The organism is Sphaerospermopsis torques-reginae ITEP-024 (genome assembly GCF_019598945.1).
In the GTDB taxonomy this organism is placed as follows: Bacteria; Cyanobacteriota; Cyanobacteriia; order Cyanobacteriales; family Nostocaceae; genus Sphaerospermopsis.
Genome location: NZ_CP080598.1, coordinates 1,679,100 through 1,692,866, shown reverse-complemented (window position 1 = coordinate 1,692,866; position 13,767 = coordinate 1,679,100). Strand labels below are relative to the sequence as shown.

Below are 13,767 nucleotides of genomic sequence, written 5' to 3'. Positions count from 1 at the left end.
TGGGAGATGAGTAAATGTCATCTGCAATTTCTACTTTTACTGAACATTTAGATTTTTCTCAATCGGAAATAGAAGCAATCCTTTCGACACCTTTAAATGAGGTGCTTAACTCACAGGAATTAAAACAAGAATTAGACAGTTTAGATATTCAACTATTGCGCGAGACTTTACCCACAGCAGGACAAGTTTTAGCTGAAAATTTACCGCCTTTTTATCATTGGTTAAAAAACGAATTAGGGGTTAAGCGTGTTCCTGATAGTCCAGATCATACAACAAAATGGGTAATTAATTTTCTCCATCATCAAGAAAGTTTAAATCATTTGGTTGAGTTACATCGTCAAGTTTCACCAGCAGCTTTGGAAGAAGCTGTTCCTCGTTTGGTAAGTTTATTTGATGGTGTGGAAGATGTCAAAGTTCGTCAGGAATGGGAAAAAGCTGTTGCTGCACTTTGTTTAGTTTTAGTTGTTGATAAAAGACAGTCTTAAAATTAAAAATTAACAGGATTTAAAGAAAAACATGATAGTTTTTATTAAACATCCTGTAAATCTTCAGATCCTGGATATCCTGATTCAGAAAACATTACAATCCTGTAAATCTTCAAATCCTGGATATCCTGATTCAGAAAACATTACAATCCTGTAAATCCTCAAATCCTGGATATCCTGATTCTGACAAATTTACAATCCTGTAAATCCTCAAATCCTGGATATCCTGATTCTGACAACATGACAATCTTATTAAGAGTAAATCAGAGATTTGGACGATGTTGAATCCAAGGATTAGCACTTTCTAATTGTGCTGCTAAACTAATAATAGTAGACTCGGCAGCAGGTTTACCAATTAATTGCACACTCATGGGTAAACCATGATTATCAAAACCTACAGGAATTGCGATCGCAGGTAATCCTGTTGCGTTTGCTATGGGACAAGGTGCAACCCATTTGATAATATTTTGAAATGTCTCTTCTGGGGTTAAATTTTGCCATTCACCAATTTTAATGGGTGAGTGCAAATAAACCGGTAATACTAACACATCAATATTATCAAAAAAGGCGACTATTTGCCGGGAAACTATCTGCATTTGTGCTAATGCTTGCAAATATTCACCCGCAGAACCTGTTCTCGATAATAAAAATTGATTCAATGGTTGCAGTGCTTCTGGGGGTATTCCTGCTGCTGCTACTCCAGATTGCCACACTATTTGAAATGGTTCTACTAAACCACTCATATCAGGACATTTTTCTGCTATTTCATGTCCCATTTCTGCTAATAATTTAACTGTTTTTAATACTCCTTGTTTACAGTTTGCGTCAGCATCTCCCAAGGGAGCAATACTGGTACTAAACGCTATTTTTAAACTCTGGGTTTTTACTTTGGTTGCTGCTAAAAATGAAGGTTCTGGATTTGGCAACCAGTAAGGATCTCCGGTAATATATCCAGAAATCACATCTAACATGGCTGCTGCATCTGCTACAGTTCTGGCTATGGGACCATTAACAGCTATTCCTCCCATGCGATCGCCTACTGGTGCTTGTGTGACTCTTCCCCGTGCTGGTTTAATTCCCACTAGACCACAACAGGCCGCAGGTCCTCTAATTGAACCACCACCATCTGAACCTTGAGCGATCGCACATAATCCTGCTGTCACAGAGGCCGCAGCACCTCCGCTAGAACCACCAGGAGTATATTCTAAATTCCAAGGGTTTCTAGCTGGGGGAAAACCCGCAGGTTCACTGTAAGGATAAGAACCTAATTCAGAAGTCGCAGTTTTTCCCAAAATCGTGAAACCGGCTTGTTTAATCTTGCTCACTACACCATCATCATAGTTAGCAATATTTTTAACTAAAGCTGGATTTCCGTAAGTGCAGGTAACACCAGCTACGGCGTTTAAATCTTTAATAGAAATGGGAACACCAAAAAAAGGCGGTAATTCTGAAGCGGTTGTAATTAAGTCTGTTTTTGTTTTAGCGTCAGCAATAGCTAAGTCTGCTGTGACAGTAAAATAACTACCTAATTGGGGATTGAAGCGAGAAATTCTATCTAAATATAATTCTGTCAATTCCAGAGGTGAGACTTCCCGACGACGGATTAATTTTGCTAACTCTAAAGCTGGGGTAAAAGCTAAATCAGTTTCATTCATTGTTGTAATTTGCAACTTTAAATTTTATACATCTATCAGAAGTTATAGATTTTCCGTATTTAACAAATATTAACTTATAACCCAAGATAGGGTAGTTCAGACATCAATTTATCATGAAAGTCTTACTAAAATAGGCTTATACTCCTGACTCCTACTATATTAGTTTTTCACACTTGACCACCCCAAACTTGTAGACTGTTGATAAATCTTCTTTAAAGTATTCACATCTCTGCTAGAAATAGATGCAGGTTTGCGAACTTGAGAAAAATAAAGTGCGTCGGTTTTTAGGGGACTATGACCCCAAATTCCTAAAGCGTGTCCCATTTCATGACGTGCTGCTGCTTGCAAATGTTCCCCTGTTTGACTGGGACTTAATAAAATAGTAAAACGGTGTAATAAAAAATTATTTTGATTGTATAACTCGTAGGTTGTTAGAGCAGAACGCGCACGGGGAGTTTTACTAATTGGATCTATTTGTAAAGGTGGACGTTGACGCAAGATTTTAATATCAGGTTGAATATCAGCTTTAATATCAGCAATTTCTGAATTTTCTACTAACTCTAAAGGTAAAAAATTATTCCACTCTTTAATAGCTTGTGAAACTTGATTTACCCATGTTTGCGCTTGTTGTTGATTGATATTTGTAGGAGTTTCAATATTTACTTTAATCGGGAAATGTGACCAAATTAAATAACCAACTTGAGTAGGTTGGATATGATCAAAATAATCACCACTATTATTTTGATCTTGCCATTTTTCTAAACTTAGTGGTAAAGGATGGGGTTTTTGTCTAGACCTCTCCCCTAACCCCTCTCCTACAAGGATAGGGGAAATTTTAGCCCCCTTCCCTAGTAGGGAAGGGGGTTGGGGGTTAGGTTCTTTGGCGTAAGTATGAAAATTAGTCAAAATAACTAACAGTCCTGAAATTATGAATAAAGTCAGAACTGTTAATAATTTCCACCCAAAAAATTGATGATTTCTATTTTGGGTTTTGCATATTGATTTTTGGGATATTTTTCCCATTTTTACTTATCTCGGTTTTACTTATTTAGGTAGCCAGTTAGCACTTAAAACCACTGTTAAACCGAGAAAAATTACTACTAACGCCCAGGTGACACGATTTAATGTATCTTCTGCGCTTTTGGTGCTGCTAAATAGTTGAGCTTGGCCACCAATAGCACCGATACCATCACCTTTAGGGCTATGTAGTAAAACCAGGACAATTAAACCTAAAGCAGAAAACGCCCAAATTCCTTGCACAATGTTAGTAATCGACATACGTAATTAAAAATTCCCAAAGATGATCTTAGAATATTATTTAACCTAACACGCTTGATTAAAAATTTGGTGATTGGGGATTGGTGATTGGGGATTGGTGATTGGTGACTGGTGAATGGGAACAATAAAAGTGATTACCCATTACCTATTACCCATTACCCATTACCTATTCCTTCTAAAAAACAGTTAACTAAAAAAGTTAACTGTCAAAGAAGAGAAATAGATTACAACCCTACTTGTACAGGAGTACGAGAAAGCTGTAAATCATATTCTGCGGCTCTTAGTAGAGATTTACCAGTCATTTCTTCTGGTTGAGGAATTTGTAAAATATCCAAAATAGTGGGTGCAATATCAGCTAACTTACCATCATGTCGCAAGTCCACATTTGCACCATATCCGGGTATTTTCACCTTTTCCCCTTCTACCAAAATAAAAGGAACGGGGTTAGTTGTATGTGCCGTCCAAGGATTACCATCCTCATCTGCCATATACTCAGCGTTACCGTGATCGGCTGTAATCAGCATTGTACCGCCAACTTTGCCGACACTTTCTATAAGTCGGCCTAAACATCGGTCAACGGTTTCAATCGCTGTGACGGTGGCTTCTATTTTTCCTGTGTGGCCTACCATGTCAGGGTTAGCGTAGTTCATGACTACTAAAGAGTAAATACCCTTTTCAATAGCGGCGATCGCCACCTTTGTCACCGCCTCGGCGGACATTGCAGGTTCTTTATCGTAAGTGGCCACCATTGGACTGCTGACCAGTTCCCGATCTTCTCCCTCATAAGGGTCCTCTAGTCCCCCATTAAAGAAATAGGTGACATGAGCGTATTTTTCCGTTTCCGCCGTGCGGAACTGTTTTAGACCATGATTTGCAATCACTTCTCCCAGAATATTGGTCAAGTTCTGGGGAGTAAAGGCCACAGAGACTGGTAACTCTGGGTCATATTGGGTAAATGTCACAAAAGACAGGGGTGTAACTTGCTGTCTTTCAAAACCCTGAAAATCAACACTAACAAAAGCTTGAGTTAATTCTCTGGCGCGGTCGGGACGGAAATTGAAAAATATCACCCCATCGCCAGGTGCAACTGCGCCAGGAGTAATTCTGACGGGAACAATAAACTCGTCGGTTACGCCTTCAGTGTATGAGGCTTGCAAGACTTCTAACGCTGTTTTTCCGTTGCCAGCGCCTTCTTGCGTCATTACATCATAAGCACGTTGGACTCGATCCCAACGGCGATCGCGGTCCATCGCATAATAACGACCGCTAATAGTGGCTATCTGCCCTATTTCCACCCGGTCTATATAGTCTTGCAGTTGTTGGATGGCTTTTATTCCATCTGAGGGAGGTGTATCACGCCCGTCCATGATAGCGTGAATACATACATCAGCAATTTGCTGTGATTTGGCTAAGTCCAGTAACCCAAAGAGATGGGTGATGTGGGAATGTACCCCACCGTCAGAACAAAGGCCAACCAAGTGTAACTTGCCATTTCGAGATTTAACTTCCTGGCAAATGTTTACAAGTGCTGGGTTAGCGGCCAGAGAACCGTCTTCAACCGCATCAGAGATGCGTACCAGTTCTTGGGGAACGACACGCCCAGCGCCAATATTCAAATGACCAACTTCCGAGTTGCCCATTTGACCTTCTGGCAACCCTACGGCTTTTCCTGAAGTGCGAATAAGGGTGTGAGGGTAGGCCGCCCATAAACTGTCCATGATTGGAGTTTTGGCAGCAGCGATCGCGTTTCCTCGCTTGTCCTCACAGTAGCCCCATCCATCTAAAATGACTAGCACCACAGGAGCAACAGGTGCTTTGGTCATAGTAAAATTGCCCTTTACTTTTTGTAATAACCGAATGATACCACTACTAACCGCCAATGATAAGTTAATTCTGCTGATTGGTCTGTTAAGTAGGTTTTTATTACTATCGCCGCGATCGCCAATATCTCTACTTCAATCCATTTCAATAATTGGTATCACGGCTTTTGTCGCTGTCAGCAAGGATTCTGCAAAAGCAGCATATCCCACAGGACAAGCACTTTTTATGTTCTCTAAATCCACCTGAAAAGCCAAATTCCAGCGAATTTGTAGCGGACGTTGATTATCAAGATTTTCTGTAAGATAGGTTGATTGAGCGATCGCCTTCTCTAAAATATCTTTTGTATTGTTTAAATCTTCTAAATTTTCCAAATTTGGCAATTCTACACCCAAAACAGTCGCCACAGTTTGAGTATCAGCCAATAACCAAGTTTCAAAATTCCTAATTGCTAAACCTCCAGCAGAGCGATCATTAATCGGTTGTTCATTAACATCTAAATGGTTATCCCGAATTTTATTTACAGACCTGTCTAAATCAATTTTTCTTTGATTATTTATGTTATCATCTGCATCAACCACAATCAGAATCATATCTACTTCTTCAGGTTTCCATAAAATTACAATTTGGGCTAAATATTTTGGATCTAAAATAGAATGTCCAGTTCTTAAAGTTCGTTTTTGACTTTCTCTAATTGATGGATGTCTTTGGATGAAATCACAATCTGGAAAACCAGCATTTTGTATTTCTCTCCTAATTAAAGTATGCAATGCACCCTCATTTTCTCTGGGAATTACTTTTCCCCCTGCTTCTGGTTTAATATAAGGAATACTTGCACCTAATTCTGCTTCCCCTTCTGCTATCAAACCTATACGAATCCTCCGACTCATGTTGGATTACCTCCAAACACATTTGTAAACCAAAGTTCACCTAAAGCACCATCATAAGCTTCTAAAGCTTTTTGAAATCTCACAGACTCAACAGGTAATTTATGAACTTGGGTTTTACCTTCTTTATCTAACTCAACAGCACGCACTTGATGAGGTTCGACGTAATTTAATAACACAGGAGAATGTGTTGTAATTAAAACTTGTACTGGGTTTCCAGTTATTCCTTCAGTAGAAACAATTTTTAGCAACTCCATCATTTTATGCAATAACCAAGGATGCACACCATTTTCTATTTCTTCAAAGCAAATAATACTGGGAGTATTTTCTTGATAAAGTGCAGTTAAAAAAGCCAAGAGTCTTAATGTCCCATCTGAAATATCAGCAGCAGGAATATGATGATCTGAATATTTATCAACCAATTCTAGGGAAAATGTGTTATTTTCACCACGAGGTAAGGCGATTTTCTTAATATTAGGAACAAGCAGTGTTAATCTTTCCTGTAACTCATCAAATCCTTCACGATTAGCTAATAAAATATCTAGCAAAGCATAAGCTATTCCTTCTCCAGTTCTCTCCATCGTTGCATTTGTTGACGTTTGTCTAGAAATATCAACTGGAGAAAAATCATAGATACTAACTTTTTTTAATGCTTTCGCAATTGGAGAATCTGAGTATTTGTTCTCTACTAGCAAACTTCTGAGTCCATTTGTGAATGGTTGTGTATTATATTTTAAGTCATTGTTTCCTATCCTAACTTTTCTTTGAGGATAATCAAGATGAACTGATATCCTTGACCAAGGATGAGTATTTTCAGTCAGTGCGCTAACCTCTAATAAAATAAAATCTGTATTTCCGTGCCAAAATTTAGATTCAAGATTTTGCTGATTTTTGCTAACAGTTTTTAATGATTCTGAAAAAAAAGACATGATTTCTTGAGTCATTATATTCTCCATCAGTCTTTTCATAAAATCAGACAATACTGACAAAGCTTCACAAATATTAGATTTACCAGAACCATTAGGACCAATAAATACAGTCAATGGTTCTAAATCTATTTCCGTATCAAACAGACTCTTATAGTGTTGGACTCTGAGTTTCGATAACATTTATTAAACCTCTAAAATTCTCAATCTACTAATTTTATCACTCCAACCAATTTTCTAAACTTAAACCCTCAACTCTGGTTAAATCACTATCATTAGAAACCACAGTTAAACCTTTAATCATTGCTGTAGCAGCAATTAAAACATCTTCACTTTGAATCGGTAAACCTTTTAATCTTAAATTTGCATGAATTTCCGCAGCTTTTTCTAAAATCGCTAAATCATCGAGAAAAATTATCGGATATTTTTGACAAAGTTGGTTAAATCTTTCTCTTTGTTTAGGAGCATCAAACGCTAAAAAACCTCTTCTAACTTCAAAATAGGTAATACAGCTAATGTAAATATCTATCCCCTCAAATTTGCTTATTTGTAGCCTTTGCTTGATGCGAAAATCATTTTTAATCGCTAAAGAAACAATATTAAAGAAACAATATTAGTATCTAACAAATAACCCATGTATTTATTTATGAATTTCCTTACTTACGTTTAATTGCTTCATCAAAAATGGCCATTTGTTCAGGTGTCAAATCTTCCCCTATTTTGGATAATACTTCTGTTGACATTACAAAATCACAATTTTCCTTTAACTTTTCATCAGACATATTATTAAATCTTTCAGGTGTTAAATTTTCCTGAACAATTTTTAATATATGTTTGACTATTGCAGCATAATCAAGATCCTCTTTAAATATGGGATTCTCTTCCATTAAAATATATACTACTTTCTCAACTCTCTTAATCACGGATTCTTGCTCAATTTGGGTTGATAACATAATATCTGCCTCCTGCTTTCACAATGATATATAGATGTTTTCAATTAATATTTTATCATTTTTAATACTAAGAGTCAATTAATCAATTACTATCCTGTAAACCTTGATTACGATCCATACAAATTAAGATACATTAACTTACTATACCATCATTATACCATGTTCAATAAAAATTTACATAAGTTATTTTATTTCTGCTTTACAGTATTACTTAATTAGAGGTATTATATTTTTTACATTATGATTTATTTTGTCAGCATCACGATAACCAGGATTAAAGGATTTTGAGGATGAGAGGATTAATCATGAATAGAGAAGCTTTAATTAATTTCCTCAGAGAAAATTTAACCAAAATAAAAAGTTATGGTGTCACTTCCTTAGCTTTATTTGGTTCTTATGCAAGAGATGAAGCAAAAACTACCAGTGATCTTGATTTACTGGTAGAATTTCAAGGAAAATTTACCTTTGATCAATATATGGATTTAAAATTTTTCCTAGAAGATAATTTAGGTTTATCCGTTGATTTAGTCACTAAAAAAATGTTAAAACCTCAAGTGATAAGTTCAGTAGAAAAGGATGTTATTTATGTCGCGTAGTTTAAAACTGTATTGCGATGATATTGTCGTCAGTTGTGATAAAATTATCCGCTATACCAAAGGATTAGATTATGATACCTTTTTTGCTGATGAATTAAGATTTGATGCTGTAATTAGAAATTTACAAGTTATTGGGGAATCAGTTAAATAAATTACCCCAGAAATCAGAGAAAAATATACACAAATTGAATGGCGTAAAATTGCCGGATTGAGAGATATTTTAGTTCATGCGTATTTTTCCTTAGCAGATGAGATTATTTGGGATATTATTCAAACTAAAATTATTCCTTTAAAAGCAACAATATTAATTATTCTTGAACAGGAATTTTAAGGAAAAAATGCGTTGGAATATTATATTTTCAGAATCAGGATATCCAGGATTAAAGGATTTACAGGATGTAATTTTTAAATTTCTGGTTTTCCTTTGCGTCTTTGCGTCTTGGCGTGAGATTTTCTCTTATCTTTAAATCCTGATAACAACAGAAAATTAAACAATAACAATCCTGTTAATCCTCAAATCCTGGACATTCTGATTCAGACAAATAAAAACAATCTGCGTTTATCCGCGTTCATCTGCGTTCAATAATAAAAAAATCCCCAACTTATTGATAGTTGAGGATTACTAAATATTAGTTTTTACTTGTTTTTAAAAACAAACCTACTTCTTCTTCGCTGCTGCTTTTGCTGCTTTCGCTGCTTTCTTCGCTGCTTTTTCCGCTTCTATTGCAGCTAACTTTGCTTGTTCCTTCTCTTCCTCAATCTTCCGCAAATAATAATGATAATCTCCCAAATAAACCCGAAATTCTCCATCTCGAATCTCAACAATTTTATTTGCAACTTGGGAGATAAAATAACGGTCGTGAGATACTACAATTACAGTACCATCATAGTTTTGTAACGCCTCTTCCATCATTTCCTTAGCTGGAATATCTAAGTGGTTAGTAGGCTCATCTAAAATGATTAAATTCACTGGTTCTAGCAACATTTTCGCTAGTGCTAATCGTGCTTTTTCTCCTCCACTTAAAGCACCTACTTTTTTAAATACTGTATCACCAGCAAATAGAAATCTACCTAACAGTGTACGCACTTCTTCGTTTGTCCAGTCGGGAACTTCATCATGTATTGTTTGCATGACTGTTTTATTCAAATCTAATGCTTCCGCTTGGTTTTGTTCAAAATAACCAGGGATAACATTATGATCTCCCAGTTTCACAGTTCCCTCTGTGGGAGGTTCTACACCCATAATCATTTTTAACAGTGTAGATTTTCCTGCACCATTGGGACCTAAAAAGGCGATTCTATCACCTCTTTCAATCAATAAATTAGCACCTAAAAACAGAATTTTATCACCATAAGTATGGGTTAAATCCTTAATTTCTACTACTTCTCTACCGCTACGGGGTGCAGGGGGAAAGCGAAAATGTAAAGTTCTAACTCCTGCGGTTGGTGCTTCAATTCTTTCAACTTTTTCTAATTGCTTTTCTCGGCTTTTTGCTTGGGTGCTGCGAGTTGCACTAGCGCGGAATCTATCTACAAATGCTTGCTGTTTTTCTAATTCTTTTTGTTGACGTTCAAAGGCACTCATTTGTGCAGATTCATTTTCTGCTTTTTGTTGCAGATATGCTGAATAATTACCCAGGTAAGTGCTAGAAACTCCTCTTTCAGTTTCGACAATTTGTGTACAAAGACGATCCAAAAATTCCCGATCATGGGAAACTATCACCATTGGAGTGAGTAATTTTCTCAGGTAATTTTCTAACCATTCAATGGTTTCTAAATCTAAATGGTTTGTCGGTTCGTCTAGTAGTAATAAATCTGGTTCTTGCAGGAGAATTTTACCTAAACTCATCCGCATTTGCCAACCGCCAGAAAAAGCACTCACTAGGCGATCGCCATCTTCCACTTGAAAGCCCATTTCCGGTAAAATCTTACCAATGCGAGCATCTAAACCATAACCATCCAACGCTTCAAACTGACGCTGTAATTTATCTAACTTATGAATCAGTTTATCTAATTCCTCTAGGGTGGCAGTTTCCATTTCTCGCTGTACTTCGTGCAAAGCTAACTGAACCGCGTTAGCTTCCTTAAAAACTGTCCAAAATTCTTCATTAACTGTCCGCGTCGGATCTACCTCAAATTCTTGGTTGAGGTAAGCTATGTGTAAACTAGCAGGGCGGATAATTTCCCCAGCAGTGGGTTCAATTTCCCCAGAGATAATTTTCAGTTGGGTAGACTTTCCCGCACCGTTAACACCAACCAAACCAATGCGATCGCCTGGTTTAACTTCCCAGTTGATATCCTTTAAAACTTCGCCTGTAGGGTAAATTTTACTAATGTGTTCCAGTCGCAACATGAAATATCTCTCAGATAGGGGATATAAGGGGTAAAGCTAACGCCATACTCAATCTTAACAAAATTTAACGACATATTTACAAGAATTTAGGAGTTCAGGAGTCAGGAGTCAGGAGTCAGGAGTCAGGAGTCGGGAGTCAGGAGAAAGAATTGATGTTTTGTCAGCATTTAGCCGTCGGTTTCCTTCAGTACCTGAAATATTGAAATACAAAGAACGAAAATAAACAGAAACAGATAAACTTCACGAAATTAAAACTTCACGAAATTAAAACTTCACGAAATTAAAACTTCACGAAATTAAAACTTCACGGAATTAAAACTTCACGAAATTAAAACTTCACGAAATTAAAACTTCACGAAATTAAAACTTCACGGAATTAAAACTTCACGGAATTAAAACTTCACGGAATTAAAACTTCTCAATCCTTGTTCATGCTGCTATTAGCTGATTACTGATTACTGAAAGCTTTTTGCTACTTAACAATAATTTACATCAAAATCAATAGAATACACCTGTATTGTGTCTAACAAGGTTGACATTTTGCCATCCTTTAAAGAATCATCTTAGGGAACCCGAAGAGTCAAGAGGAAACTATGCACACAGTTATTCTCGTTCTGGTTGAGGTGTTAATTGTAATTGGAATGTCAAGGTTAGTAGGATTGGCATTTAAATCAATTAAACAACCTTTAGTCATCGGTGAAATTGTCGCTGGTATCATGTTGGGACCATCATTATTTGGTTTCATTGCTCCCCATGCAGCAGCTACACTGTTTCCTCCAGAAACCGTACCTTTCCTGAATGTTTTATCTCAGGTAGGACTAATATTTTTCATGTTTTTGATAGGTTTAGAGCTAAATCCTAAATATCTGAGCGGTAATTTAAAATCAGCGATTATTATTTCCAATATCAGCATAATTGTGCCGTTTTCTCTAGCTGCGATTTTATCTTTGCTGCTGTATCCACTCATTGCTAATCCCAGTGTATCTTTTAACGCCTTCGCTTTATTTTTAGGTGCAGCAATGTCAATCACAGCTTTTCCTGTATTGGCAAGAATTATCACCGAAAATAATTTACAAGGCACAAGATTAGGAACATTAGCTTTAACTTGCGCCGCAGTTGATGATGTAACAGCGTGGTGTATTTTAGCAATAGCGATCGCCGTTGCTCGAAATGGTAGCATTGATCAAAAAGCTATCCTCACCATTTTTGAAAGCATCATTTATATAGGCTTTATGTTCACCGTGGGGCGGTGGTTTCTCAAACGTCTTCTTACCCATTATCGCCGCACAAGAAAGTTAAGCCAATTTCTTCTAGCGTTAATTTATATGGGAGTAGTTGCATCTGCTCTCATTACTGAATTTATCGGTATTCATCTGATTTTCGGCGCATTTTTATTAGGTGCAGTCATGCCCAAAAATGCCGAATTAGTCAGAGAATTAGCCATAAAAACTGAAGATTTTGTCTTAATTTTTCTCCTCCCTGTGTTTTTTGCCTATAGTGGTTTAAGAACACAAATCGGTTTACTCAACAGTCCGCAATTATGGTTACTATGTGCATTAGTTTTAGGAGTAGCCATAGCAGGTAAATATTTTGGTGCTTACTTCGCCGCCCGTGTCAGTGGGATTAATAAAAGAGAAGCATCAGCCCTGGGTTGGTTAATGAATACTCGCGGTTTAACAGAATTAATTGTTTTAAATATTGGTTTGGAATTAGGAGTAATTTCACCTTTACTATTTACCATGTTGGTAGTGATGGCTTTGGTAACAACATTTATGACATCACCATTATTAGAATGGACTTATCCCAAACGGTTAATTAAATTAGATGTTGTTGAACCAGAACCAAAACAAGAGACAAATACAAACACAGAAATAATAGAAACAATAGAAACAATAGAAACAATAGAATCTTTTGTTAACCCATATCGGATTTTAGTACCTGTAGCTAACCCCAGCACCCAAAAAGGATTAGTGCAATTAGCAGTAGCGATCGCCCTCAACTATCGACAACCTGCGGTGATCAATCCTCTCAGCTTAATAGAATTAGAAGAAGATTATGGTTTTGAAAATACCCCCACAGAAGCTAACCGTTTAATAGTTGAACGTCGTCAACAACTAGAAGAATTAATTGACACCTTAGAACCACTAACCACAGGTTCTTACATCCATCCTATCGTTCGTATCTCTAGCAATGTCGCCAGAGAAACAGCCCAAATAGCCCAAATAGAACAACCTGATTTAATACTTGTAGGATGGCATCGTCCAGCCTTTAGTAATAATCGCTTAGGTGGTAGAGTTGGGCAAATTCTCAGCACCGCACCAGTAGATGTAGCAGTATTCGTAGATAGAGGAGGCGATCGCCTGGAAAACTTGCTAGTTCCCTACTCTGCAAATATCCATGATGACTTAGCCCTGATCCTTGCCCTACGACTACTCATCAACCGTGACACTTGTATGTTGCATATTTTACAAGTCTTAACAGCAAATCAAACCCAAGATGAATTAAGTTATGAATTAAACGGAATGATTTCCCAACTACCAGCCAATGTACGCGATCGCATAGAAATCAAAACCATCAGCGATCCAGAACCCATGCCAGCCGTACTTGCAGCCTCAGAAAGTGTTGACTTAACCATTGCCGGAACTAGCCGTGCTTGGGGTATCGAAAGACAAACTCTAGGAAGATACACAGATGAACTTGCTATTCAATGTCGTTCTTCCCTACTTATCACCCGTCGTTACAGTCAAGTTACCTCTCATCTGAGTTCTTTGTTACCAGAAGTTAACAACCAAGAAATAATTCATAATTCGTAATTC

The 13,767-nt window shown here is 37.1% G+C and carries 15 protein-coding genes; 5 read left to right on the top strand and 10 right to left on the bottom strand.

The window, feature by feature from the left end:
- The first annotated feature begins 14 nt into the window (after positions 1-14).
- Positions 15-485, top strand: coding sequence for a hypothetical protein (locus tag K2F26_RS07785; protein WP_220611000.1), 471 nt, complete (start codon positions 15-17; stop codon positions 483-485).
- Between the two features lie 263 nt (positions 486-748).
- Here K2F26_RS07785 and K2F26_RS07780 read toward each other — a convergent pair whose 3' ends face one another.
- The 9 genes from K2F26_RS07780 to K2F26_RS07745 all read right to left on the bottom strand — a co-directional run bounded on the left by K2F26_RS07780 (position 749) and on the right by K2F26_RS07745 (position 8,002).
- Positions 749-2,140: an amidase gene (locus K2F26_RS07780; RefSeq protein ID WP_220610999.1), complete on the bottom strand. Its 1,392-nt coding sequence runs from the start codon at positions 2,138-2,140 to the stop codon at positions 749-751.
- 159 nt (positions 2,141-2,299) lie between these two features.
- Positions 2,300-3,163, bottom strand: a complete 864-nt coding sequence (locus K2F26_RS07775) for a peptidase (RefSeq protein WP_246605548.1) — start codon at positions 3,161-3,163, stop codon at positions 2,300-2,302.
- 21 nt (positions 3,164-3,184) lie between these two features.
- On the bottom strand, positions 3,185-3,418 hold the full coding sequence (gene secG, locus K2F26_RS07770) for a preprotein translocase subunit SecG (RefSeq protein ID WP_220610998.1): 234 nt from the start codon (positions 3,416-3,418) through the stop codon (positions 3,185-3,187).
- A gap of 224 nt (positions 3,419-3,642) precedes the next feature.
- Positions 3,643-5,241 carry a 2,3-bisphosphoglycerate-independent phosphoglycerate mutase gene (gene gpmI, locus K2F26_RS07765; protein WP_220610997.1) on the bottom strand — a complete coding sequence of 533 codons (1,599 nt, stop codon included), beginning with the start codon at positions 5,239-5,241 and terminating at the stop codon, positions 3,643-3,645.
- A gap of 14 nt (positions 5,242-5,255) precedes the next feature.
- Entirely contained in the window at positions 5,256-5,387 is a 132-nt protein-coding gene (locus tag K2F26_RS25125; RefSeq protein ID WP_302850044.1) for a hypothetical protein, read from the bottom strand.
- On the bottom strand, positions 5,374-6,126 hold the full coding sequence (locus K2F26_RS07760; RefSeq protein ID WP_220610996.1) for a hypothetical protein: 753 nt from the start codon (positions 6,124-6,126) through the stop codon (positions 5,374-5,376). The genes K2F26_RS25125 and K2F26_RS07760 overlap by 14 nt, the downstream gene beginning before the upstream one ends.
- Entirely contained in the window at positions 6,123-7,232 is a 1,110-nt protein-coding gene (locus tag K2F26_RS07755) for an AAA family ATPase (RefSeq protein ID WP_220610995.1), read from the bottom strand. Before K2F26_RS07755 ends, K2F26_RS07760 begins: the two co-directional genes overlap by 4 nt.
- Before the next feature lie 37 nt (positions 7,233-7,269).
- Complete coding sequence (locus tag K2F26_RS07750; protein WP_246605599.1) at positions 7,270-7,557, bottom strand: PIN domain-containing protein; 288 nt, start codon at positions 7,555-7,557, stop codon at positions 7,270-7,272.
- Between the two features lie 148 nt (positions 7,558-7,705).
- Positions 7,706-8,002, bottom strand: coding sequence for a hypothetical protein (locus K2F26_RS07745; RefSeq protein ID WP_246605547.1), 297 nt, complete (start codon positions 8,000-8,002; stop codon positions 7,706-7,708).
- 305 nt (positions 8,003-8,307) lie between these two features.
- Here K2F26_RS07745 and K2F26_RS07740 point away from each other — a divergent pair, with 305 nt between their 5' ends.
- Genes K2F26_RS07740 through K2F26_RS24655 form a run of 3 tightly spaced genes read left to right on the top strand, consistent with a single transcriptional unit; the run spans position 8,308 to position 8,929 of the window.
- Positions 8,308-8,598: a nucleotidyltransferase family protein gene (locus K2F26_RS07740; RefSeq protein ID WP_220610994.1), complete on the top strand. Its 291-nt coding sequence runs from the start codon at positions 8,308-8,310 to the stop codon at positions 8,596-8,598.
- On the top strand, positions 8,588-8,749 hold the full coding sequence (locus K2F26_RS24660; RefSeq protein WP_246605546.1) for a HepT-like ribonuclease domain-containing protein: 162 nt from the start codon (positions 8,588-8,590) through the stop codon (positions 8,747-8,749). Before K2F26_RS07740 ends, K2F26_RS24660 begins: the two co-directional genes overlap by 11 nt.
- Complete coding sequence (locus K2F26_RS24655; RefSeq protein WP_367890336.1) at positions 8,750-8,929, top strand: HepT-like ribonuclease domain-containing protein; 180 nt, start codon at positions 8,750-8,752, stop codon at positions 8,927-8,929. It begins immediately after the preceding gene.
- Positions 8,930-9,256: 327 nt separating this feature from the next.
- Here the strand turns inward: K2F26_RS24655 and K2F26_RS07730 are convergent, their stop codons facing one another.
- The gene (locus K2F26_RS07730; protein WP_220610993.1) at positions 9,257-10,951 is read right to left on the bottom strand and encodes an ABC-F family ATP-binding cassette domain-containing protein; all 1,695 of its coding nucleotides are present in this window, start codon (positions 10,949-10,951) and stop codon (positions 9,257-9,259) included.
- Positions 10,952-11,544: 593 nt separating this feature from the next.
- On the opposite strand from K2F26_RS07730, the gene K2F26_RS07725 reads away from it, so the two are divergent.
- A complete protein-coding gene (locus tag K2F26_RS07725) occupies positions 11,545-13,764 on the top strand; it encodes a cation:proton antiporter (RefSeq protein ID WP_220610992.1) in 2,220 nt (739 codons plus the stop codon).
- Positions 13,765-13,767: the final 3 nt, after the last annotated feature.

Bases quoted from the DNA above. Each gene is read 5' to 3' on its own strand.
- K2F26_RS24660 (WP_246605546.1), top strand. From the start codon at position 8,588: ATGTCGCGTAGTTTAAAACTGTATTGCGATGATATTGTCGTCAGTTGT.
- K2F26_RS07760 (WP_220610996.1), bottom strand. From the start codon at position 6,126: ATGAGTCGGAGGATTCGTATAGGTTTGATAGCAGAAGGGGAAGCAGAA.
- K2F26_RS07780 (WP_220610999.1), bottom strand. From the start codon at position 2,140: ATGAATGAAACTGATTTAGCTTTTACCCCAGCTTTAGAGTTAGCAAAA.
- gpmI (WP_220610997.1), bottom strand. From the start codon at position 5,241: ATGACCAAAGCACCTGTTGCTCCTGTGGTGCTAGTCATTTTAGATGGA.
- secG (WP_220610998.1), bottom strand. From the start codon at position 3,418: ATGTCGATTACTAACATTGTGCAAGGAATTTGGGCGTTTTCTGCTTTA.
- K2F26_RS07740 (WP_220610994.1), top strand. From the start codon at position 8,308: ATGAATAGAGAAGCTTTAATTAATTTCCTCAGAGAAAATTTAACCAAA.
- K2F26_RS07785 (WP_220611000.1), top strand. From the start codon at position 15: ATGTCATCTGCAATTTCTACTTTTACTGAACATTTAGATTTTTCTCAA.
- K2F26_RS07725 (WP_220610992.1), top strand. From the start codon at position 11,545: ATGCACACAGTTATTCTCGTTCTGGTTGAGGTGTTAATTGTAATTGGA.
- K2F26_RS07775 (WP_246605548.1), bottom strand. From the start codon at position 3,163: ATGGGAAAAATATCCCAAAAATCAATATGCAAAACCCAAAATAGAAAT.
- K2F26_RS07730 (WP_220610993.1), bottom strand. From the start codon at position 10,951: ATGTTGCGACTGGAACACATTAGTAAAATTTACCCTACAGGCGAAGTT.
- K2F26_RS07755 (WP_220610995.1), bottom strand. From the start codon at position 7,232: ATGTTATCGAAACTCAGAGTCCAACACTATAAGAGTCTGTTTGATACG.
- K2F26_RS07745 (WP_246605547.1), bottom strand. From the start codon at position 8,002: ATGTTATCAACCCAAATTGAGCAAGAATCCGTGATTAAGAGAGTTGAG.